Raw genomic sequence first — 21,292 nt, forward strand, 5'->3', positions numbered from 1 at the left:
CTTGAGCGCCAAGCTCACGAGAGCGGCGCGCGCCCAGCATGGACCTGCGCTCCATGTTGGGCGCGCGCCGGTTTCTTTTGGGGCTTACATGCAAGAAGCGGCGGGGGATGAGGGGGAGGAAAAAAATCCTCAAGTCCGCTTGGATGGTGCCGAAAAGCAGCTCAGTAGATGGAGCAAACATCTTGAGTTCCGCCAAAGGCAAGACGTCGATGGTGGGTTGATTGGACCGGCGCCGCTTGCAAAGCATGGGTGGTTTGCTGGATTTCATACAGATATCACTAAGGAGCTGCCGCCATGGCCATGACCATCAACACCAACATGCAATCGCTCAATGCCCAGCGCAATCTGAGCACCACCCAGGGCCTGCTGTCCACCACCATGCAGCGCCTGTCCTCGGGCCTGCGCGTGAACAGCGCCAAGGACGACGCGGCGGGTCTGGCGATCGCCGAGCGCATGAACGCCCAGGTCAAGGGCATGAACGTGGCGGCGCGCAACGCCAACGACGGCATCTCGCTGGCGCAGACGGCGGAAGGCGCGCTGGGCAAGATCACGGAAAACCTGCAACGCATGCGTGAACTGGGCGTGCAGGCGGCCAACGGCACCAACGGCACCAAGGACCGTGCGGCGCTTGACAAGGAGTACAAGGCGCTGGCCGCTGAAATCGGCCGCGTCATTGAAAATACCGAGTTCAACGGCAAGAAGCTGCTCAACTCCGATGCGCCGACAAGCTTTGTTTTCCAGGTGGGCGCCAATACCGCTGGCGACAACCAGATCACCGTGAACGTGGCTACGAATGCCCTGGCTGGATTGAACAATTCGACGGACACTCTGGGCGCGGATGAAACGACCGCCAAGGCTGCAATGACTGCCATCGACACCGCGCTGGATACCGTCAGTGGCATGCGTGCCGACTACGGCGCGGCGCAAAACCGCTTCGAAGCCACGATCGCCAACCTGCAGGTGGCTTCGGAAAACACTGCGGCAGCCCGTGGCCGCATCATGGATGCCGACTTCGCTGGTGAAACCTCGAACCTGAGCCGCGCCCAGATCCTGCAACAGGCGGGCACGGCCATGGTGGCCCAGGCCAACCAACTGCCCCAGGGCGTGCTGGCCCTGCTGCGCTGAGCCTGGCCGGGCCTGCCCCGGAGGACGATGGAAGGCAGCGTGCTGGATGCACGCTGCCTTTTTGCTTTCCGCGGTACGGGCACCTCGCGGTGCCCTGTCTGCCTGTGCAGGGCGGTGGCCCATGGGGCGAAAAACTTCTTTAAAAAAAATTCAAGTCCTGCAGGCCAATGTCGAAATTCCAATCAGCAGATGGATGAAACATCCTGAGCCCCCTCCAACAGCTCTTGCGATTTCTGACTACGAAGCAAGCCGCTGATGGCAGGTTGATTGGGTTGGCAAGGTTCGCCTGGCATGGGGCCTGGCGACCGAGATGACCCGGTTTCACACAGATTTCACTGAGGAGCTGCCACCATGGCCATGACCATCAACACCAACATGCAATCGCTCAATGCCCAGCGCAACCTGAGCACCACCCAGGGCCTGCTGTCCACTACCATGCAGCGCCTGTCCTCGGGCCTGCGCGTGAACAGCGCCAAGGACGACGCGGCGGGTCTGGCGATCGCCGAGCGCATGAACGCCCAGGTCAAGGGCATGAACGTGGCAGCGCGCAACGCCAACGACGGCATCTCGCTGGCGCAGACGGCGGAAGGCGCGCTGGGCAAGATCACGGAAAACCTGCAGCGCATGCGTGAACTGGGCGTGCAGGCGGCCAACGGCACCAACGGCACCAAGGACCGTGCGGCGCTGGACAAGGAATACAGTGCATTGGCCGCTGAAATCGGCCGTATCACGGCGAACACGGAATTCAACGGCAAGAAGCTGCTGAATGCGGATGCCAGCTTCACCTTCCAGGTGGGTGCGAACACTGCCACCGACAATCAGATCTCCGTTGTGGTCTCTTCTGCCACCAGCCTGACCAGCCTGAGCGCCTCCACTGCGACACTGGGTACCGTCGAGTCCGCTGCGCTGGCCCAGGTCGATGCCATCGACTCGGCGCTGGACAACATCAACGGCATGCGTGCCGACTACGGCGCGGCGCAGAACCGCTTCGAAGCCACGATCGCCAATCTGCAGGTGGCCTCGGAAAATACCGCAGCGGCCCGTGGCCGCATCATGGATGCCGACTTTGCCGGCGAAACCTCGAACCTGAGCCGTGCCCAGATCCTGCAACAGGCTGGCACTGCCATGGTGGCCCAGGCCAACCAGCTGCCCCAGGGCGTGCTGGCCCTGCTGCGCTGAGTCAGGCAGGTGCTGCAAATGCGAGAGCAGTGCTCTGTTTCCAGGAGTTGATGGCGCTCTCGCAGCGGACCATCCAGGCGGCCAGCTTCATGCTGGCCGTTTTTTTTCGGGCGAAGAGGGCCTGGTGAGGGGCTTGGTGGTGATGCAGGGGCCGGGATCGGTGCCCCAAAAAAACACTTAAGTGTTCCGATGAAGTGCCGAAAAACCATTCAGCAGATGGATGAAGCATCCTTAACCCTGAAAGCACGGCGCCCGCAGGGCAAGTGCTTGTCAGCCGACGGATAGGGTTGCTGCATGCGCCAGGTGATTGTCACGGACCTGGTTTTGTACAGATTTGACTGAGGAGTTGCCGCCATGGCCATGACCATCAACACCAACATGCAATCGCTCAATGCCCAGCGCAACCTGAGCACCACCCAGGGCCTGCTGTCCACCACCATGCAGCGCCTGTCCTCGGGCCTGCGCGTGAACAGCGCCAAGGACGACGCGGCGGGTCTGGCGATCGCCGAGCGCATGAACGCCCAGGTCAAGGGCATGAACGTGGCGGCGCGCAACGCCAACGATGGCATCTCGCTGGCGCAGACGGCGGAAGGCGCGCTGGGCAAGATCACGGAAAACCTGCAGCGCATGCGTGAACTGGGCGTGCAGGCGGCCAACGGCACCAACGGCACCAAGGACCGTGCGGCGCTGGACAAGGAATACAGTGCATTGGCCGCTGAAATCGGCCGTATCACGGCGAACACGGAATTCAACGGCAAGAAGCTGCTGAATGCAGATGCCAGCTTCACTTTCCAGGTGGGAGCCAATACCGCAGCCGACAACCAGATCAATGTGGTGGTGTCCTCGGCAACCAGCCTTGGCAGCCTGAGTGACTCCACGGCAAGCCTGGGCTCGGTCGAATCCGCAGCGCTGGCCCAGGTCAACGCCATCGACTCGGCGCTGGACAACATCAACGGCATGCGTGCCGACTACGGCGCGGCGCAGAACCGCTTCGAAGCCACGATCGCCAACCTGCAGGTGGCTTCGGAAAACACTGCGGCAGCCCGTGGCCGCATCATGGATGCCGACTTCGCTGGTGAAACCTCGAACCTGAGCCGCGCCCAGATCCTGCAACAGGCGGGCACGGCCATGGTGGCCCAGGCCAACCAGCTGCCCCAGGGCGTTCTGGCTCTGCTGCGCTGAGGATGCTGCGCCGCCGCGCAGCGGCGCCTCGACAAATGCAAAAACCCGGCTTTGCCGGGTTTTTGCATTGGCACGCGGTCTTACAGCCGGAAGTACTGCCTGGCGAGATCGCGGATCTCATCCTCGTCGCGCGCGCTGTTGCTGGCGATGGCCCAGATGTCAAAGGACTCGGGACGTGCAACGGACGCCACGATCGGGAAGCCTGCGGCGCGCAATGCATCGTTCATGGTCTTGTCCGTGAAGCCGCAGCGGTGCGACATGTAGAGATTGCCCTGGGCCATGGAGGTGCGCAGGCCGTACAGGATGTCCAGGGGGCTGATGGGGCCGGCCGGCGAAACATAGGCCGGGTCCGTCAACTGGCCATTGGCCACCAGGGCGCAGACCGACTGCAGGTCGGGACAGGTGATGATGGCGAAGCCATCGGGTTTGAGCACACGCCGGAACTCGGCGAGGGCCAGCGGGACCTCGTGCGGATACAGGTGCTCGATGTTGTGGCTGGAGTAGATGGCGTCGATGGAAGCGTCCGCCACGGCGGACATGTTGGTCATGGTGCCGATGAGGTCGGGTTCCACGCGCGCATCGATGTCCAGCCGCAGTTCCTGCCAGTCATCGGTCTGGAAGCCGGGGGAGGTGGAGGACTTGCGTTGCGGGCCGCATCCAACGTGCAAAAGGGTTCGGGTCATGGGGTGAGCGCGCCGGGGCGCAGGAGGTGAAAGTGCGCACCTAGAGTAACCATGCGGGGGTGGCGGAATGACGCGAATTGGGGGGGGATGCCCGTTTTTATCGCTGCTTTGGGCTCATGCCTCGTCGGGACAATGCATGGCATCAGATTGGCGGAGCTAGGCGGTGTCTGGCGTGCTGTCTGACGTTCGGTGGCCTGTGGTCACGGAGCGGCTAGCCATTGTCCATGCCTAACGAGGAGCTGCCCTATGGCATCCACCATCAATACCAATCTCATTTCGCTGAACGCGCAACGCAACCTCAACACGTCGCAGTCCTCCCTGTCCACCACCATGCAGCGCCTGTCCTCGGGTCTGCGGGTGAACAGTGCCAAGGACGATGCGGCGGGTCTGGCGATCGCCGAGCGCATGAATGCCCAGGTGCGCGGCATGAATGTGGCCATGCGCAATGCCAATGATGGCATCTCCATGGCGCAGACGGCCGAAGGCGCATTGAGCAAGATCGGCGACAACCTCCAGCGCATGCGTGAGCTGGCCGTGCAGGCGGCCAACGATACCAACGGGAGCAATGACCGCGCTTCTCTGGACAAGGAGTATCAGCAGCTGGCCCAGGAAATTGCCCGTGTGGTCTCCAGTACGCAGTTCAATGGTCGCCAACTGCTGAACACCAGTGCCGTCGCCGTATTCCAGGTGGGCGCGAATGTGGGCACCGACAACCAGATTCAGCTGGATGCAGTGAATCTCGCAACCGCGACTACCGATGGGGGCCTGGGCGTGACCCAGGCGACCGTAGGGGCTGGCGCCAATACGCGCGTGGTCGATACCTTGGATGGCGCTCTTGGCTCGCTGAAGAGCACTGGCACCGACGCAGGTGCGGCCAGGAGCTCCATGGCCGCAATCGACAAGGCACTGGATGAGGTCAACAACACCCGCGCCACCTTTGGTGCAGCCCAGAACCGCTTCGAAGCCGTGATTGCCAACCTGCAGGTTGCCGCGGAAAATACGGCGGCCTCGCGCTCGCGCATCATGGATGCGGACTTTGCGGCCGAAACCGCCAACCTGAGCCGCACGCAGATCCTGCAGCAGGCCGGCACGGCCATGGTGGCGCAGGCCAACCAGTTGCCCCAGTCGGTGCTCAAGCTGATCCAGTAAAAAACGCGAAAACCGGCGGCATGGCCTCAAGTTCGGGGCAGAGATGCCGAAGCATTGGTGGTGGGGCTCCTTGCATGCCGCGCGGCTTGCGCGCGCCCTGGGAGCCTTGCGCGCTGGTGCGGCGCAGGCGCGAGGCCCGTAGCACGAAAAAGGAGTACGTGATGGCATTGACAGCAGCGGGGATCGGCAGCGGCCTGAATGTGGAATCGATGATTTCGCAGCTGGTGACACTGCAAAAGCAGCCTCTGGTGCAGTTGCAGACGGCTGCATCTTCCCTAGACACCAAGATATCGACCGTCGGCAGCATCAAGTCGCTCATGTCGACTCTGTCCGATTCGGCGCGCAAGCTGGCCGACAAGGATGCATGGGCACTGACGACGGCGACCGCGTCGAACACGGCGGTCTCCGTCAGCGTGACCGGTAGTGCGATGCCGGGCAGCACGCAGATCGATGTGGAGCAGGTGGCGCGCAACCAATCGCTGGCATCAAAAAGCTTTGCCGCCGCATCCAGCTTCGGTCCTGGGGCATTGAAGTTCACCATGGATGGAAAGACCACCGAGGTCCAGATCAGCGAATCGATGACCATGGACAAGGTGGTAGCGGCCATCAACGCCAAGCAGGGTGACAGCGGCGTGGTGGCCTCCGTCATCAAAGATGCGAACGGCGAGCGCTTGCTCATGCGCTCGAAGAACTCTGGTGCGGCGGCCGAATTCACCGTCGAGGTGACGGGCGCAGATGCCAATCTGTCTTCCCTGGCCTATGCGGGGCAGGCGGACAACGGCAACACCAGCAACGGCGGCGTGGTTCAACTGGCCCAGAACGCCAAGGCCACGGTCAACGGCATCAAGGTGGAATCGGCGACGAATGAGTTCAAGGACACCATCCCCGGTTTGAGCTTCACGGTCAATCAGGCCACCAAGACCGGCGAACCCACGCTGCTGACTGTGGTTTCCGATACCGAGGGCATGAAGAAGAACATCCAGGCCTTCATGGATGCCTACAACGCCATCAGCGACAAACTCGTGGCGGCCACCAAGTACGATGCCGAGAGCAAGACCGCCGGCGTCATGCAGGGTGACTCCACCATGGTCGGTCTGACCAACGGCCTGCGCGAGGTGCTTGCCTCCCAGATCGGCGGCATCAACCTGTCGGATCTGGGTATCCAGCTGGGCAAGGGCGGCAAGCTGTCGTTCGGTACGCTGGCCAAGGACAAGTCCAATCTGGAAGCGGCTCTGAAGGACCCGAGCAAGCTGGCACAGGTCTTTGCATCGGAAGGCGAGGCCGACAAGCCCGAGACCAAGGGGCTGGCCGTCCGGATGAAGGAGTATGCCGACAAGGTGCTGGAATTCGATACCGGGGTCTTCGATGCCAAGACCAAGGGCCTGCAGCAGCTCAAGAAGGACAACACCAAGGCCCAGGATCGCGTCAATGAGCGCGCTGAAGCCTTCGAGCAGCGCATGCGTGCACAGTATGCGGCGCTGGACAAGAAGATGGGATCGAGCTCGGTGCTCAGCTCGTACCTGTCGCAGCAAGTGAGCCAGTGGAACAGATAAGCCGTGTGCTTCTTGGTTGGGACGGACTGACCACCAGGCTTGTCCGGCATGCAGGGCGAGGCTTCAGTTTCTCGCCGGAATGCCGAAAATCATGGCAACAAGACACCAAGGAACACTGGAATGAATTCGATGTTCAACCGCCGTGGGGCTAGCGCTTACAACCAGGTAGGTGTTCAGTCGGTTGTGAATGGAGCTTCCCCCCATATGCTGATTCAGCTGCTGTTCAATGCACTGGATGCGTCGCTGAATGCCGCCAAGGGCGCCATGCAGCGCGGCAGCATTGAGGAAAAAGGTATCCAGATCGGCAAGGCGGTGCGCATCCTGGAAGAAGGCCTCAAAGCTGCCGTGGATGTGGAGCAGGGTGGGGAGCTGGCCCAGAACCTGATCACGGTCTATGACTACAGCATCACACAACTGACATTCGCCAACCTGCGCAACGATGTGCAGTTGCTGCAATCGGTCCAGGACGTGCTGGCTCCGATCGCGCAAGGCTGGAGCGACATCGCCGACACACCAGCCGTTGCCGGGACATAGAAATGGAGTTGACATTGATTGACTTTTACCGTGCCATAGAAGACAGCAGCGCCAAGATGCTGCAGGCCGCACAGAACAAGGATTGGGAGGGGGTGACGCGCTACGAGGGGACTTGCGCCGTGCTGATCGAGCAGCTGCGGCTCAAGGCCCAGGACGAGCCGCTGGCGCCCGAGCAGCGCAAGGAGAAGGCTCGCATCATGCAGCGCATCCTGCGCAACGATGCCCAGATCCGCACGCTGGCCGAGCCCTGGCTGGCGCAGTTCGAGCACATGTTCGACGGCCAGCCCCATGCCATGCATTGAGTCAGGCCCGAGCGGGCAAGGCGCTGCACCCCGCAGCTCGCCGCCCGCCCAATGAAAAAACCCGCCTGTCATGCAGGCGGGTTTTTTCATTGGTGCAAGGGTTTGCGCCCGGTCGGCCGCAGGCCGTGCACCGGGCTGCCGTGCTTGCGTCAGGCCGAGCGCTGAGGCTGCACCTGCAGCTCGCTGAGCATGCGCAGCAGGATGCGGTTGACGTCCTCGATCTCGAAGGCATGGTCTTCGCGCAACTGGCGGATGGGTGCGGGGTCGTCGGATTCCAGGGCGATGGCCATGAGCAATGCCGGCGCGTAGGGGCCGGTGCGCGTCACGGCGGCATCGAAGATGCGCTCGGACAGCGGGACGCGGCGCAGCACCGTGGAAAGGGGTTCGCCCAGCAACTGGTCCAGCTGAGAGAACAGGCCCAGCAGGTAGACCTCGCGCTGCAGGTCATGGCTGATGCCGGCCTCGATCAGGCGTTCCGTCAGGCCTGCGCGCAGCCGCATGGCCGTGCGCACCGGCACCAGGCTGGGCTCGGTGCAGGCGGAGGGCAACTGGTCGGAAAGCCAGCGCTGCAGCGTGCCATAGCCCAGCATGACCAGGCCGCGACGCAGCGAGTCCACATTGCCGCGCAGTCCCAGGGCCGCGGAGTTGGTGTAGAGCATGAAGCGGTAGGCCAGGACGGGATCCTCCCCCAGGATCTGCTCGAAGGCGTCCAGCGAATGCTCGGCATCGACGGCGCGCATCAGCGCCATCACGGTATCGCGGCCGGGCAGCGCGGGCTGATGGCGCTGGGCGTACAGCGTGTCGGTCACGGGCCAGCCGGCGATGGCGCCCGCATGGAAGCGGTCCAGGCACAGGTCGGCCAGCGCCAGGCTTTCAAGGCCTTCGTACATCTGGCCGCCCAGCAACTGCAACAGGGGTGCAGGCGGGGTGGGTCTGGCCGCCTGCTTGAGGGCCTGCAGCTTGCCGGGTGCCTCGGCCGCCTGCGCGGCCTGTTGCAGGGACAGCGCCGTCTGGTTGGAAAGGCCCGAGGCGCCTTCGGGCGGCAGGTACAGCAGGCTGCTGGCGAACCAGTGGGCCGACTCGGCATCGGGGACATCGGACAGCGGGCCGCGCCAGACCAGCATCAGGCCGCGCGCATGGGCCTGGCGCACCAGGTCGTAGATGGCCGAGTCCTGCAGCCAGTCTCCGCGCACCTCGATCCATGGGCTGCCCTTGGAGGCGTTCTCCAGCAGATCGCACAGCACCTGGCGCGACTGGGGCGACAGCAGTACCGGTGGCGACTGCGTGCCCCAGGTCTCGCGCAGGATGCGCAGCAGATGGGCGACGTCGGCCCGGGCGCCGGGTTCCTCGTGCAGGTAAAGCTGTATGCCGGCCAGACGCCGGGCCTGGTTCCAGAGCGGCCTATAGCCGAGGGTCAGAGAGCTCAGGACGGACTGGACCATGGATGCATGCGCGGGTAGTTATCAGTTGATGAAGTTGAACAGCGACAGCTTCTGGATCGACGCATAGGACTGCAAGGCAGCCTGCATGCCCACCTTCTGCGTGTCCACTTCGGAGAGGGCCTTGATCATATCGATGTCTTCAGCGCGCGAGCGCGCTCCCTCCTGCAGCGTCGCCTGGTCCTTCATGTCGTCCTCGAGACGGTCCGCGCGGTTGAGCTGGTCGCCGGCGAAGCTGCGCATGGCCTGGACGCGGCTCATGCCGGAGTCCAGCTCGTTGAGGCCGCGCGAGAGCATCTGTTGCATGGCGCCGGGGTCGGTGGCACCGTCCTTGACGGCCGAGATCACGCCGTCCAGGACGCTGAACAGGTCGGTGCGTTGGCTGGGTGCCAGCGTGAAGTTGTCGCCTACGCCCGGAGTGCCCGAGATCTTGACGGACATGCCGTCGATGGAGATGCTGTCGCCGGGCTTGAAGGCCGTGGCGGGCACCACCGGGTTGGATGCCCCGCTGGCGCTGGAGTCGATGGTGTACTCCATGTCGCCTGTCGTCGCATTCTTGGCGAACTTGATCGTATAGGTGTTGTTGGTCAGCTGGCTGGGATTCGTCACCGTGCCGAGATCGGCATAGGCCGAGCTACCCGTGGGCGACTGGCGCGACACGCTGAACACGCCGTTGCCCGTGGGGATGTTCATCCAGGTGGAGAACCCGTCCAGCGAGGAAGGCAGGCCGTTGTCGTCGCCGGTGCTCTGGCCCGGCTGCAGCTGCGAAACCGCACCTGGGGTGGTGCTGAGCACCGGATTGTCCTGGCTGCCCAGGCCCCGGAAGATCGGCAGGCCGTTCGAATCCTTGGCATTGGCATAGCCCAGCACCTGGTTGCGCAGGCTTTCCAGTTGCTGTACCAGCGCGTCGCGCGCCTTCTGGTCGTAGGAGCCGTTGCCGGCCTGCAGGACCAGGTCGCGGAAGTCCTTGAGCGCGTCGTGGGCCGTGCCCAGCTTGGATTCGCCCTGGGCGATCACGTCGCGCTGCAGGCCCAGCACGCGCTGGTCGTTCTCCGAGCGGGAGATGCGCGTGCGCGCGCGCTCGGCCTGGGCCGCGGCCACGGGGTCGTCGCTGGCGCGCACCACGCGCTTGCCGGAAGTGGTCTTTTCCATCAGGTCCACCAGACTCGTCTGACGCGAGTTCAGGTTGCTGATGGTGCTGTCGTACATGTTGGCCGTGCCGATGCGGGAAATGCTCATGGTGGAATGCTCCTGTCCGGTGATCAGCGGCCGACGGTCTGCAGGACGCTGTCGAAAATGCTTTGCGCGACCTGCAGCATCTTGGCCGATGCCTGGTAGGACTGCTGGAATTGCAGCAGCTTGGCTGCCTCCTCGTCCAGGTTCACGCCAGAGACCGCCGTGCGGTCGGCTTCCAGGTTCTTGGCGATGGTCGCGGACAGCTTGGCCGCGTACTGTGCGCTCTGGGTACGGGTGCCGACCTGGGCCATGGCGGTGGAAAAGCCATCGCTCAGCGTGGTCGAGCCATCGAAGATCTTGGCGTCGCGCAGTGCCAGGAAGGAGCTTGCGTTGCCGGCGTCGCGCTGGTAGGCGGTGCCGTACTGCGGGTCGGTGGCCTTGCCCAGCGTCACCTTGTCGCTGTTGGTTCCATTGATGGCGGGCGTGCCGGTGATCTTGACCTGCAGGCCCGGGGCCAGCTGGATCGACTGGCCGGAGTGGTAAGGGCCGCTGGCGGCGACGCCGCCTGCGGGCGCGGGGGTGATGGTGTACTGCAGCTCGCCGGCGGCGTTCTTGCTGAACGACAGCTCGGCGCCGGCGAAGGTCGACAGGTCAAACCCGGCGCTGACCTGGATTCCCCCCATCTGCAGGGTGGCATCGCCCAGCGACTTGATGCTCGCTGCGACAGGGTTGGCCACGGCCAGATCATTGGCCGAGTGCACCGAGGCCTGGATGTCGTGCGCACCGGCCGCCATGGGGCGGAACAGGATGGATTGGCCGGCGGTGCCCTGGGCCTTGATGTCGAATTTCAGGCCGTCGATCACCTTGGAGTTGAGGTCGGCCATGTCGGTGAAGTCCGTGACCTTGCCGTCGGACAGGCGGATGACCTTGCCCGCGGGCGCCGTGCTGCCGAAGACGACCTGATAGTCGGAGGCCTTGAGCTGGCTGGAGTCGACCACCGTGGTCGTTGGCGTGTTGGCACCTGTCCATTGCGCGCCCGTGGTCGAGCCATTGCTGACCATGGACAGCTTGAACAGGTTGCTGCCGCCTTGGCCCGACAGTGTCAGGCCCAGCTTGTTTTGCTGGTTCAGCGCGTCGCCGATGGCCAGGACCATGCGCCCGAGCAGGTTGCGGCCTTCGGTCAGGTCGCTGCCCTGGAACTGGAGCAGGCCGGCGATCTCGCCACCACCCAGCATGCCGGGCGTCAGCTCCACGCCCTGGCCGCCGGGTTGCTGGAAATAGAGCGCCATCTTGCCGCTGCCCGGAAATTCGGTGGCCTCCTTGAGCACGAGCTGGGCGGAGTTGGGGCCCAGCACCAGCGGCTGGCTGCCGCCCACGAACAGGCTGATGGAGCCGTCGTCCGCATCGATCTGGGTGGTCTGCACGTACTTGTTGATGTCGCGCACCAGCTGGTCGCGCTGGTCCAGCAGGTCGTTGGGCGTATGGCCGGAAGCGATGGATTGGCTGATCTGGGAGTTGAGCGCCGCCACCTGCGCTGCCAGGCTGTTGACCACGGTCACGTCGTTGCCCATCTGCTGCTTGGTGCTGTAGTCCATCTCGTCGAGCTGGGCAGAGGCCGAGCGAAAGCGCGCGGCCAGCTCGTTCATGCGCGTGAGCACCACCTGGCGTGCCGACGGATCGGTGGGCGCGCCCGCCACATCGCCGAAGGCGTTCATCATGTCGGTGATGGCCGCTCCCAGGCCGGTCTTGCCGCCGCCGAAGACCTCCTGCATCTGCGCCAGGGACTGCGCACGCGCCGCATCGCTGGCACTGACCGCGCTGGCAGCGGCCGCCTGGCGGTTGAGCAGGTCATTGAAATTGCGCAGGATGGTGTTCACGTCCACGCCATTGCCGATGTAGCCGCTGCCCATGTTCTGGCCCGGCGAGGTCTGGAAGGCCACGCTCTGGCGCGAATAGCCGGCAGTGTTGACGTTGGCGATGTTGTGGCCCGTGGTCTGCAGGGCGATCTGGTTCGCCATCAGGGCACGGGACCCGACGTTCAAAAGGCTCATGACGTGTTCTCTGGTTAGGCTTGGGCACGTGCCGCGCTCTGCACGGCGCTCTGGATGGCACGGCTGAGCTTGCTGGCGTACTCGGGGTCGGTGGCGTAGCCGGCTTTTTGCAGCTCGGTCGCATAGGCCAGGGCCGATCCGGTCTGGCCCAGGGCTTTTTCGTAGCGCGGGTTGCTGGTGATCAGGCGTGCGTAATCGCGGAACGACTCCTCGTAGGAGCCATAGGCGCGGAACCTGGCCGTGACCTTGCGCGCCACGCCGTCTATGTATTCCGTGGTCGTGACTTCGGCGACCTTGCCCGTCCAGCCCTTGCCCGCCTTGATGCCGAACAGGTTGTGGGCATTGCTGCCATCGGCGTTCTTGATCTCGCTCTTGCCCCAGCCGGTCTCGTGGCCGGCCTGTCCCAGCATGAAGGAGGCCGGGATACCGCTTTCCTGGGCCACGCGGGCCGCGGCGTTGCCGTGATGGGCCACGAAGTTGTCGCGCCCCTTGGGGGCTGGCGCGTAGGCATCGATCGACTGGGCCGCGCTGGCGCGGCTGCCGCTCCAGGCGCCTGTGCTGGCGCCGGCCGTGCTGCGCCAGGCGATGCGGCTCATGCTCAGCGTGGAAGGCACGGCGATCTCCGCATCCTCGGCGGCCTCCGTTCCCATGCTGCGCGCCAGCTGGCGCGTGATGGCGTCCGACAGCCCGCCGGGCTGGCCCGACATGGCCACCGACAGCTGCTGGTCCAGCAGGTCCGTGCTGAGGTTGCCCTGGGCGCTATCCAGCAGGCCGGACTTCATGGTCGCCTCGCGCATGCTCTTGATCATCTCGCGCATGAACAGCGATTCGAGCTGTCTGGCGGTTTCCCTCGCGGCCTGCGGGCTGTTCTCGCCGGCGGCGTACTTGAGTGCGTTGAGGGCGCGGGCATCGGCCGCCAGCGCATTGCTGGACGCCGCCTGCGACCCATTGGGAAGGGCGATGCTCATATCACCTCCAGTTCGGCATTGAGGGCACCCGCAGCCTTGATGGCCTGGAGAATGGCCAGCAGGTCCTGGGGTGTGGCACCCAGCGTGTTGAGCGCGCGCACCACGTCGGTGAGCTGCGGGGAGCCGGGCATGTTGATGATGTTGCCGGGCTCCTGCTTGATCTGGATGTCCGACTTCTGGGCCACCACGGTCTGGCCCTGCGAGAAGGCGCCGGGCTGGCTGATCACCGGCGTGGAGCTGATGGTGATGGCCAGGTTGCCGTGCGCGATGGCGCAGGGGCCCAGGGTCACGGCCTGGTTGAGCACGATGGAGCCCGTGCGGGCGTTGATCACGACCTTGGCCGAAGGCTTGGAGGTCTCGATCGGCATCTCCTGGATCTCGGCGATCATGCGCACGCGCGATCCCGGGTCCTGGGGGGCGGACACGCGCACGGTGCGTCCGTCCAGGGCCTGTGCCACGCCCTGGCCCAGGCGCTGGTTGATGGCGCGCACCACCTTGTCGGCGGTCTGGAAATCGGTGGCGTTCAGGCCCAGCGTGATGCTGTCACCTTCATTGATCGGCGTCGGAACGGCGCGCTCGACCTGGGCGCCCTGGGGCACGCGGCCCGCGCTCAGGTGATTGATCTGCACCTTGGAGCCTCCGGCCGAGGCGCCGGCGCCGCCGACCACCAGGTTGCCCTGGGCCAGCGCATAGATCTCTCCGTCGGCACCGCGCAGCGGCGTGGCCACCAGGGTACCGCCCTTGAGCGACTTGGCATTGCCCATGGAGGAGACGACCACATCGATGGCCTGGCCGGGCTGGGCGAAGGCCGGCAGCTCGGCGGTCACGATCACCGCGGCCACGTTCTTGAGTTGCAGCTGTCCCGCATTGCCCGTGGCGGGCAGCGAGATGCCCATCTGTTCCAGGTAGTTGGCCAGGGCCTGCTTGGTATAGGGCATCTGGGTGGTCTGGTCGCCCGTGCCATCGAGGCCGACGACCAGACCGTAGCCGGTCAACTGGTTGCTGCGCACGCCCTGGATGGCAGCGACCTCCTTGATGCGTGTTGCATGCGCCGGCAGGGTCAGCATGCTGGCACCAAGGACGGCTGCGACCCACAGGGGGCGCTGCGCTTGGCGCAATGTCAGGAGCATGGACAGTACTTTCATGCTGTCCATTCTCGGGAGAATCAGAACGGCATAACGTTCAAAAAGAACCGGGACAACCAGCCAATTGACTGGGCTTCGCCGGCCTGGCCGCGACTGCGCGATTCCACGCGCACATTGGCCACCTGGGTCGAGGCGACCATGCTGCCGGGCTGCAGCGTGCGCGGGTCCACCGTGCCCGTGAAGCGAAGCACATCGACGTTGTGGTTCACGCCGATCTGCTTTTCCCCCGCCACCACCAGATGGCCGTTGGGCAGCACGTCCACCACGGTGGTGCTGATGGCGCCCGTGAAGGTGTTGTCGCTGGACGTCGAGCCCGATCCCGTGTAGTCGTTGTTGTTGTTGAAGCCGATGTTGGAGCGGTCCTTGAGATTGGCCAGCGCGTTGCCCGAGAACAGCGGCAGGGCCGAGATGCCCGCCGTGGTCTTGTTGGAGCGCTTGACGCCGGAGTCCGATTTCTGGCTGGCCGTCACCCGCTCGACGATCTGCACCGTCACCATGTCGCCTACCATGCGCGCGCGCCGGTTCTCGAAGCCGGGCCGGTAGCTGGCCGCGTTGAACAGGCTGCCCGTGGGGCTGGCCGCCACGGGCGCCGCCGGCGGCAGCAGCAGCGGCGCCGTGGATGGCATGTCCACGGGCGGTGGGTCATTGAGCGTCGTGCAGCCGGACAGCGCGGCCGCCAGCGCCACGCAGGCGCTTGTCGCGGACAAGGAGAAAGAGCGTTGGGTCATGGAGATGTTCCCGGTGTTTCGTTATCCATGCTCCGCATGGTCCTGGCGAGCCATAGACATGCGACGCGACCCCGGAGACCGGCGCGGCCCAGGTCAGGGGCGCCGAGCAAGGGCCGCCCCGCAGCGAGGGCGTCGTCCCCCTCCCGCGAAGCGAGAGAGGGGGAAGCGGCGAAGCCGCTCAGGGGGAGATCCGATTACAACTGCGCCAGCTTGGCCAGCATCTGGTCCGAGGTCTGGATGGCCTTGGAATTCATTTCGTAGGCGCGCTGGGTCTGGATCATGGTCACCAGCTCCTGCACCACGTTCACGTTCGAGCCTTCCAGGTAGCCCTGCTTGATCATGCCCAGTCCGTTGACGCCTGGCTGCCCTTGCTGGGGCTGGCCCGAGGAGGCGGTTTCCGTGAACAGATTCTGGCCACGCGGCTCCAGACCGGCCGGGTTGATGAACTGGCTCATGGCGATATTGCCGACCTGCTGGGGTGCTGCCTGGCCGGGCATGGTCACGCTGACCACGCCCTCCGGGCTGATCGACACCTTGGTCGCGCCCTGGGGGATGGTGATGCCGTTGGCGATGGGCATGCCGCTGGAAGTCACGAGCTGGCCCTGGGCATCGACCTGGAAGGAGCCGTCGCGGGTATAGGCCGTGGTGCCGTCGGGCATGTTGACCTGGAAGAATCCATTGCCGTCGATGGCCACGTCCAGCGCATTGTTCGATTGCTGCAGGGGGCCCTGCAGGAAGTTGCGCGAAGTGGCCACGGTGCGCACGCCCAGGCCCAGGTGAAGACCCGTAGGCAACTGGTTCTGTTCCGTGGTCTGTGCGCCCGACTGGCGCAGGTTCTGGTAGATCAGGTCCTCGAACACCGCGCTGGCGCGCTTGTAGCCCGTGGTCGAGACGTTGGCCAGGTTGTGGGAGATCACGTCCAGCTGGGTCTGCTGGGCTTCCATGCCGGTCTTGGAGATGAACAGCGAATTGATCATGGCGTTTCCTTTTCAGTGCTTTCAGCCGTTCATGCTCAGCAGTTGGCTGGCGCTTTTGTCATTGGTTTCTGCCGTCTGCAGCAGGCGCATCTGCGTCTCGAACTGGCGGGCCGCGGCGATCATGCCGACCATGGTCTCCACCGAGTTCACATTCGAGCCTTCGATGGCGCCCGACAGCAGGCGGGCGTTCTCGTCATTGGGCAGCGGGTCGCCGTCGCCCGTGCGGAACAGGCCGTCGTTGCCGCGCACCAGGGCGGCGTCCTCGGGTGGCGTGGCCAGCTTGACGCGGCCCACGGCCACGGGCAGCTGGTTGCCTGTCTTGGCGGTCAGCGTACCGTCCGAGCCCAGCGAGATCGTGGCTTCGGGCGGGATGTCGATCGGGGCGCCGCCGTCGGACAGCACGGGCTGGTTGTTGCTGTTGACCAGCTGGCCTTCGGGGGAGATTTCGAACACGCCATTGCGCGTGTAGGCCTCCTGGCCGTCCAGGCCCTGGACCGCGAACCAGGCGCGACCCATGGCCATGGCGTCCAGCGCGCGGCCCGTGCGCTGCGTGGGGCCCGGTGTCTCCACGTAGCCGGAGGTGGCCTCCAGCGCGAACACCCGCGTGCCCGCGCCGCTGCCCTGCATGGGCACGGAGCGGAAGGTGGACATTTCGGCCCGAAAGCCGTTGGTGCCGGCATTGGCCAGGTTGTGGGCCAGCACGGACTGACGCTGCGCCGCTGCGTTGGCGCCCGTCATGGAGGTATAGATGATGCGGTCCATGCCGGCTCTCCTGACTCAGTGGGGTGCTATCAGCGCAGGTTCACCAGGGTCGAGAACACCTGGTCCTGGGTCTTGATGGTCTGGGCATTGGCTTGGTAGGCACGCTGCGCGGTCATCATGTTCACCAGCTCGGCGGTCAGGTCCACGTTGGAATCTTCCAGCGCGCCCGAGCGCAGCGAGCCGAAGGTGCCAGACTCAGCCGTGCCGGTCAGGGCCGGGCCCGAATCGGAGGTCTCCACCCACTTGTTGTCGCCCACGGCGCCCAGGCCCTGGGTGTTGGTGAAGGCGGCCAGGGCCAGCTGGCCCTCGGTGCGCGTCACGCCGTTGGAGTAGGTGGCGACGACGGAGCCGTCATTGCCGACCTTGACGCCGGTGAGGGCGCCCGAGGTGTAGCCGTCCTGCTTGAGGCTGCTGACCGCGAACTTGGAGCCGAACTGGGAGACGTTCGAGAAGTCCAGCTTCACGCCGGCCGTGCCGTTGATGGTGCCGGGCGTGGGCGCGTTGGGGTTACTGCTCTTGATCTGCGCTGTCACGGGGCTGCCGCTGGTGATCTTGCCGGAGGCGTCGAAGACCAGGGTGGTCAGCAGGGTCGCGACCTTGGGCGGTGTGGCCGTGGGGTCGTCGAGGCCGTCATAGACCTTCCAGGTATTGGCGGCTGTGTCCTTCTCGAAATACATCTGCACGGCCGTGGGCACGCCCTGGCTGTCATAGACGTTGATGGAGGTGCCATAGGTGGCGCGCGGCGTGGCGGGCACGGGCGGCGTGGCCGTGGGGTTGCCCGCCGCGGGCGTGGCACGCGCGTCCAGGTTCAGCGATACGTCGATCTTGGTCGTGGTCTTGGCGGGAATCGGCTGGCCCGACGGGAAGACCATGGGCACGGGCTGGCCGCCGGCCAGCACCTTGCCCGTGGCGGGGTCCACGGGGTAGCCCATCACGTTGTCGCCCTGCACGGTCTTGAGGTTGCCCTGCTTGTCCAGGCCAAAGCTGCCGGCACGCGTGTAGGCCGTGCTGCCATCGGGCTGGCGCACCACGAAGAAGCCGTTGCCGTTGATGGCCACGTCCAGATTGTTGCCTGTGGTCGTGATCGGGCCCTGGCGGAACTGCTGGGTCACGGCGGCCACATTGACGCCGATGCCGCTGGTCTGGCCGCTGGCCGAACCCACGGCGCTGGCCACGGCCTCGGCGAACTCGGCGCGCGAGGACTTGAAACCCGTGGTGTTGGCGTTGGCGATGTTGTGGCCGATCACGTCCAGGTTCTTGCTGGCGGCGTTCAGACCCGAGAGGCCTTGTTGGAATCCCATGGTGTGCTCCTGCGATGGTTTGGGGTGGTGGGGGCGGTGTTCAGTACACGGCCTTGACGGAGGCGTAGGCGACGTTGGTGCCGTCGTCCAGCTCCAGCGTCAGCTTGCCGTCGGTGGTGCCCGTGGCAAGCACGGCGTGCGGCGACAGCGTGGTCGACGCCACGGCCTGGTCGGCATTGGTGGCCTGAACCGTGTAGCGCAACTGGCTGGCGTCGCCCGTGTACTTGCTGCCGTCCCAGGTGAAGTAGTTGCGTCCCGCGGTGCCGCTGCCCAGCTCGATGGTGTCCACCAGCTCGCCGCTGGCCGTGGTGATCTGCACCTTGACGTCGGCGGCCGGACCCTCGAGGTCGAAGGCCGCGGTATAGGATTTTTCCTTGCCCACGCCCAGCGTGTTGCCCTCGGTCAGCACGGTGCGGCCGATCATCTGCGTGCCCTGCAGCACCTGCATGGCCGTGAACTGGCCGGCCATGCTTTCCATGGTCTTGTTCAACTGCTGGATGCCGGTGACGGTGTTGATCTGCGCCATCTGCGAGGTCATCTGCGCGTTGTCCATGGGGTTCATGGGATCCTGGTTGTTCAGCTGCGCGACCAGCAGCTTCAGGAAGCGGTCCTGCGCCGCCGCAGGGTCGGTGTTCGAGTTGCTGGTGGTGTTCTTGTTGTTGATGTCGGCCGTGCTGGCGACGCTGCCTGCGCCATAGATCATGGGAGTGGCTCCTGGAAAGTGGTGCGGACGGGCTTACTGGCCCATCTGCAGGGTTTTGAGCAGCAGCGACTTGGTCGTGTTCATGACCTCGACGTTGTTCTGGTAGGAACGCGAGGCCGAGATCATGTTGACCATCTCGTCCACGGCGCTGACGTTGGAGTGCGTCACATAGCCCTCGGCATCGGCCAGCGGATGCTGGGGATCGTGGATGCGCCGGCCCGGCGTGTTGTCCTGGCTGATGGCGCTGACGCGCACGCCCGAGGAGCCTTCCTCGCCCATGGGCACGGTCTGGAAGACCACCTGGCGCGCCTGGTAGGCCTTGCCGTCGGGGCCGGCCACGGCATCGACGTTGGCCAGGTTGGAGGCCACGACGTTCAGGCGCTGGGACTGGGCGCTGACGGCGCTGCCGGAGATGCTGAAGATGGAAAACATGGACATGGGAAAGCTCCTGTGGTCTGCGGCGCCGCCGCTTACTGGCCCTGGATGGCCGACAGCATGGTCTTGGCCTGGCCGTTCAGAAAGCGCAGCGTGGCTTCGTAGCGCACGGCGTTGTCGACGAAATTGGCGCGCTCGCGGTCCAGATCCACCGTGTTGTTGTCGAGGTTGGGCTGGGACTGCACCGAATAGCCCAGATGGCTCTGCGCGCTCTGGCCCGAGGCGGCGGCGGGCAGCGGGATGTGGCCGCCATGGCTGGCGCTGGCCAGCGTCATGGGCGAGGGGCCGGCGGTGGCGGACGTCAGTGCCTCGCGGAAGTTGAAGTCGCGCGCCACATAGCCGGGCGTGTCGGCGTTGGCGATGTTGCTGGCGATGGCGCGCTGGCGCTCCGCGCGCAGCACCAGCGCCTTGCTCTGGAAGTCCAGTCGTTCGGTCATCTTGTCGAGCATGTCGGCCTCGCCCTCTGGGATTTGCGGTGATCGGTTGACGAAATGGCGGCAGCCCACGGACTGCGGCATGCGTCGATTATGGAAATCGGGCGCCATCGCTAAAGCGCGAAGAAAGCGCGTTTGGCTGCGCAGTTCGGCGCTTCGGAAAAGTGCGGTCGCCCTATATTTGCTGGCATCGTTCCAGATGTCCCTCCCTGTCCTGACGGGATGCCGGAACAAGTCAGGAGCCCCAGCCATGTCGATCTTCCGCACTGTCCGTCCGCCTTGCGCTGCCCGCGCCCTGTGCCGAGCCGCCGCGTGCGCCGCGCTCGCAGCCGGGGCATCGCTGGCGGTGCCGGCGTTGGCCCAGAACGCTCCCGACGGCGCGGCGCAACTGGCCCAGATCGGCCAGCGCTTCGCCGACGAGGCGCTGCAGCAAGGCATGGCTGGCGCAGGCGCCCTGCCATTGCGCATGGAGGTGCAGATGGGTCAGCTCGACTCCCGCCTGCGCCTGGCCGCCTGTGCCAAGGTCGAACCCTATCTGCCCGCAGGCTCTCGCCTGTGGGGTCGTACCCGCCTGGGCCTGCGCTGTCTGCAGGGCGCCGTGGCCTGGAATGTCTTTCTACCCGTCACGGTCAAGGCCTGGGGGCCAGCCTGGGTGCTGCAAAACGGCGTGCCTTCGGGCCGTCCGCTGACGGCCGATGACGCCATCCAGGCCGAGGTGGACTGGGCCGAGGATTCCGCCGCCGTCTATGCCAACCAGCAGGACTGGGTGGGCCTGGTGGCTGCCCGCCCGCTGGTCGCGGGCCAGGCACTGCGCCAGAACATGCTGCGCACGCCGGCCCTGTTCGCGGTCGGCGCCGATGTGCGTGTGATGGTCACGGGCGGTGGTTTCACCGTCACGTCGTCGGGCAAGGCCATGTCCGCGGCTGGCGAAGGCCAGACGGTGCGGGTTCGCATGGATAATGGGCGGCTCATCTCCGGGGTGGTGAATCCCGAGGGCGTGGTGCTGGTCCAGTAAAAAAGCCCTCAAGTTTTGTCGCGGACGGTCGAAAGCTAGGCCACAGCGCCCTACGCCGCCCGGGCGATTGGAGAATCAAGATGAAAATAGGTCAAAAACCGGAACTGCCCACCGCTGCACAGGCCGTCGCCAAGCAGCCCAAGACAGCCAGTGCCGTCGCCACCGAGGAGTCCTCCGCCCAGGCCCAGCCGGCCAAGGCTGCGGGCGTGCCCGTGTCGTTCTCGACCTCGGCCCGCGCACTGGACCAATCCGGCCGTGCCAGCGCTGACTTCGACGCCAACCGCGTCCGCGAGATCCGCGAGGCCATTGCCAATGGCACGTTCCGGGTGAACGCCGATGCCGTGGCCGACAAGCTGCTGGCCAATACAGAGGAATTCCTCTCGCACTCGCGCGTCTGAGCGCGGGCGCTGTTCTTTTTCAGGCGCATACGCGCATTCCCTTTTCTGCAAGG

Annotated in this window: 23 protein-coding genes and 1 pseudogene; 11 read left to right on the plus strand and 13 right to left on the minus strand. The window is 65.1% G+C overall.

What is annotated here, in order from left to right:
• Position 1: 1 nt before the first annotated feature.
• The 4 genes from L1Z78_RS02800 (at position 2) to L1Z78_RS02815 (ending at position 3,486) form a co-directional block, all read left to right on the plus strand.
• Positions 2 to 304: a hypothetical protein gene (locus L1Z78_RS02800; RefSeq protein WP_234640052.1), complete on the plus strand. Its 303-nt coding sequence runs from the start codon at positions 2 to 4 to the stop codon at positions 302 to 304.
• Positions 295 to 1,125: a flagellin domain-containing protein gene (locus L1Z78_RS02805; RefSeq protein WP_234640053.1), complete on the plus strand. Its 831-nt coding sequence runs from the start codon at positions 295 to 297 to the stop codon at positions 1,123 to 1,125. Before L1Z78_RS02800 ends, L1Z78_RS02805 begins: the two co-directional genes overlap by 10 nt.
• 351 nt (positions 1,126 to 1,476) lie before the next feature.
• Positions 1,477 to 2,304 (plus strand): flagellin domain-containing protein, encoded by an 828-nt coding sequence (locus L1Z78_RS02810; protein ID WP_234640054.1) that lies wholly within the window; start codon positions 1,477 to 1,479, stop codon positions 2,302 to 2,304.
• 354 nt (positions 2,305 to 2,658) lie between these two features.
• On the plus strand, positions 2,659 to 3,486 hold the full coding sequence (locus L1Z78_RS02815) for a flagellin domain-containing protein (RefSeq protein WP_234640055.1): 828 nt from the start codon (positions 2,659 to 2,661) through the stop codon (positions 3,484 to 3,486).
• An 80-nt stretch (positions 3,487 to 3,566) separates the two neighbouring features.
• On the opposite strand, the gene L1Z78_RS02820 is transcribed toward L1Z78_RS02815, so the two are convergent.
• Positions 3,567 to 4,169 (minus strand): class I SAM-dependent methyltransferase, encoded by a 603-nt coding sequence (locus L1Z78_RS02820; RefSeq protein ID WP_234640056.1) that lies wholly within the window; start codon positions 4,167 to 4,169, stop codon positions 3,567 to 3,569.
• Positions 4,170 to 4,415: 246 nt separating this feature from the next.
• On the opposite strand from L1Z78_RS02820, the gene L1Z78_RS02825 reads away from it, so the two are divergent.
• The 5 genes and pseudogenes from L1Z78_RS02825 (at position 4,416) to L1Z78_RS02845 (ending at position 7,707) form a co-directional block, all read left to right on the plus strand.
• On the plus strand, positions 4,416 to 5,318 hold the full coding sequence (locus L1Z78_RS02825) for a flagellin domain-containing protein (protein WP_234640057.1): 903 nt from the start codon (positions 4,416 to 4,418) through the stop codon (positions 5,316 to 5,318).
• A gap of 209 nt (positions 5,319 to 5,527) precedes the next feature.
• Positions 5,528 to 5,734: pseudogene (locus L1Z78_RS02830) on the plus strand (flagellar cap protein FliD N-terminal domain-containing protein); the annotation flags it as partial.
• Between the two features lie 123 nt (positions 5,735 to 5,857).
• Complete coding sequence (gene fliD, locus L1Z78_RS02835; protein WP_234642079.1) at positions 5,858 to 6,871, plus strand: flagellar filament capping protein FliD; 1,014 nt, start codon at positions 5,858 to 5,860, stop codon at positions 6,869 to 6,871.
• 120 nt (positions 6,872 to 6,991) lie between these two features.
• A complete protein-coding gene (gene fliS, locus L1Z78_RS02840) occupies positions 6,992 to 7,405 on the plus strand; it encodes a flagellar export chaperone FliS (protein WP_234640058.1) in 414 nt (137 codons plus the stop codon).
• A gap of 2 nt (positions 7,406 to 7,407) precedes the next feature.
• Positions 7,408 to 7,707 carry a flagellar protein FliT gene (locus L1Z78_RS02845; protein ID WP_234640059.1) on the plus strand — a complete coding sequence of 100 codons (300 nt, stop codon included), beginning with the start codon at positions 7,408 to 7,410 and terminating at the stop codon, positions 7,705 to 7,707.
• A gap of 149 nt (positions 7,708 to 7,856) precedes the next feature.
• Here L1Z78_RS02845 and L1Z78_RS02850 read toward each other — a convergent pair whose 3' ends face one another.
• The 12 genes from L1Z78_RS02850 to flgB form a co-directional block, all read right to left on the minus strand.
• Complete coding sequence (locus L1Z78_RS02850) at positions 7,857 to 9,149, minus strand: HDOD domain-containing protein (protein WP_234640060.1); 1,293 nt, start codon at positions 9,147 to 9,149, stop codon at positions 7,857 to 7,859.
• Between the two features lie 21 nt (positions 9,150 to 9,170).
• A complete protein-coding gene (flgL, locus tag L1Z78_RS02855) occupies positions 9,171 to 10,385 on the minus strand; it encodes a flagellar hook-associated protein FlgL (protein ID WP_234640061.1) in 1,215 nt (404 codons plus the stop codon).
• A 23-nt stretch (positions 10,386 to 10,408) separates the two neighbouring features.
• Complete coding sequence (gene flgK, locus L1Z78_RS02860; protein ID WP_234640062.1) at positions 10,409 to 12,373, minus strand: flagellar hook-associated protein FlgK; 1,965 nt, start codon at positions 12,371 to 12,373, stop codon at positions 10,409 to 10,411.
• Positions 12,374 to 12,387: 14 nt separating this feature from the next.
• On the minus strand, positions 12,388 to 13,341 hold the full coding sequence (gene flgJ, locus L1Z78_RS02865) for a flagellar assembly peptidoglycan hydrolase FlgJ (RefSeq protein WP_234640063.1): 954 nt from the start codon (positions 13,339 to 13,341) through the stop codon (positions 12,388 to 12,390).
• Positions 13,338 to 14,486 carry a flagellar basal body P-ring protein FlgI gene (locus L1Z78_RS02870; RefSeq protein WP_234640064.1) on the minus strand — a complete coding sequence of 383 codons (1,149 nt, stop codon included), beginning with the start codon at positions 14,484 to 14,486 and terminating at the stop codon, positions 13,338 to 13,340. The genes flgJ and L1Z78_RS02870 overlap by 4 nt, the downstream gene beginning before the upstream one ends.
• Positions 14,487 to 14,506: 20 nt before the next feature.
• Positions 14,507 to 15,214, minus strand: coding sequence for a flagellar basal body L-ring protein FlgH (locus L1Z78_RS02875; RefSeq protein ID WP_234640065.1), 708 nt, complete (start codon positions 15,212 to 15,214; stop codon positions 14,507 to 14,509).
• Positions 15,215 to 15,408: 194 nt separating this feature from the next.
• On the minus strand, positions 15,409 to 16,191 hold the full coding sequence (gene flgG / locus L1Z78_RS02880; RefSeq protein WP_234640066.1) for a flagellar basal-body rod protein FlgG: 783 nt from the start codon (positions 16,189 to 16,191) through the stop codon (positions 15,409 to 15,411).
• A 21-nt stretch (positions 16,192 to 16,212) separates the two neighbouring features.
• Positions 16,213 to 16,953, minus strand: a complete 741-nt coding sequence (locus tag L1Z78_RS02885; protein WP_234640067.1) for a flagellar basal body rod protein FlgF — start codon at positions 16,951 to 16,953, stop codon at positions 16,213 to 16,215.
• Between the two features lie 29 nt (positions 16,954 to 16,982).
• Complete coding sequence (gene flgE, locus L1Z78_RS02890; RefSeq protein WP_234640068.1) at positions 16,983 to 18,254, minus strand: flagellar hook protein FlgE; 1,272 nt, start codon at positions 18,252 to 18,254, stop codon at positions 16,983 to 16,985.
• 40 nt (positions 18,255 to 18,294) lie between these two features.
• Entirely contained in the window at positions 18,295 to 18,957 is a 663-nt protein-coding gene (locus tag L1Z78_RS02895; RefSeq protein ID WP_234640069.1) for a flagellar hook assembly protein FlgD, read from the minus strand.
• Positions 18,958 to 18,990: 33 nt separating this feature from the next.
• Positions 18,991 to 19,395 (minus strand): flagellar basal body rod protein FlgC, encoded by a 405-nt coding sequence (gene flgC / locus L1Z78_RS02900; RefSeq protein WP_016449314.1) that lies wholly within the window; start codon positions 19,393 to 19,395, stop codon positions 18,991 to 18,993.
• Between the two features lie 32 nt (positions 19,396 to 19,427).
• Positions 19,428 to 19,841 (minus strand): flagellar basal body rod protein FlgB, encoded by a 414-nt coding sequence (flgB, locus tag L1Z78_RS02905; protein ID WP_234642080.1) that lies wholly within the window; start codon positions 19,839 to 19,841, stop codon positions 19,428 to 19,430.
• A 235-nt stretch (positions 19,842 to 20,076) separates the two neighbouring features.
• Between flgB and flgA the strand changes: the two genes are divergently transcribed.
• The gene (gene flgA / locus L1Z78_RS02910; RefSeq protein ID WP_234640070.1) at positions 20,077 to 20,841 is read left to right on the plus strand and encodes a flagellar basal body P-ring formation chaperone FlgA; all 765 of its coding nucleotides are present in this window, start codon (positions 20,077 to 20,079) and stop codon (positions 20,839 to 20,841) included.
• Between the two features lie 80 nt (positions 20,842 to 20,921).
• Complete coding sequence (gene flgM / locus L1Z78_RS02915) at positions 20,922 to 21,239, plus strand: flagellar biosynthesis anti-sigma factor FlgM (protein ID WP_234640071.1); 318 nt, start codon at positions 20,922 to 20,924, stop codon at positions 21,237 to 21,239.
• Positions 21,240 to 21,292 lie beyond the last annotated feature (53 nt).

The sequence above is a fragment of the Delftia tsuruhatensis genome (assembly GCF_903815225.1).
Taxonomy (GTDB): domain Bacteria; phylum Pseudomonadota; class Gammaproteobacteria; order Burkholderiales; family Burkholderiaceae_C; genus Comamonas; species Comamonas tsuruhatensis_A.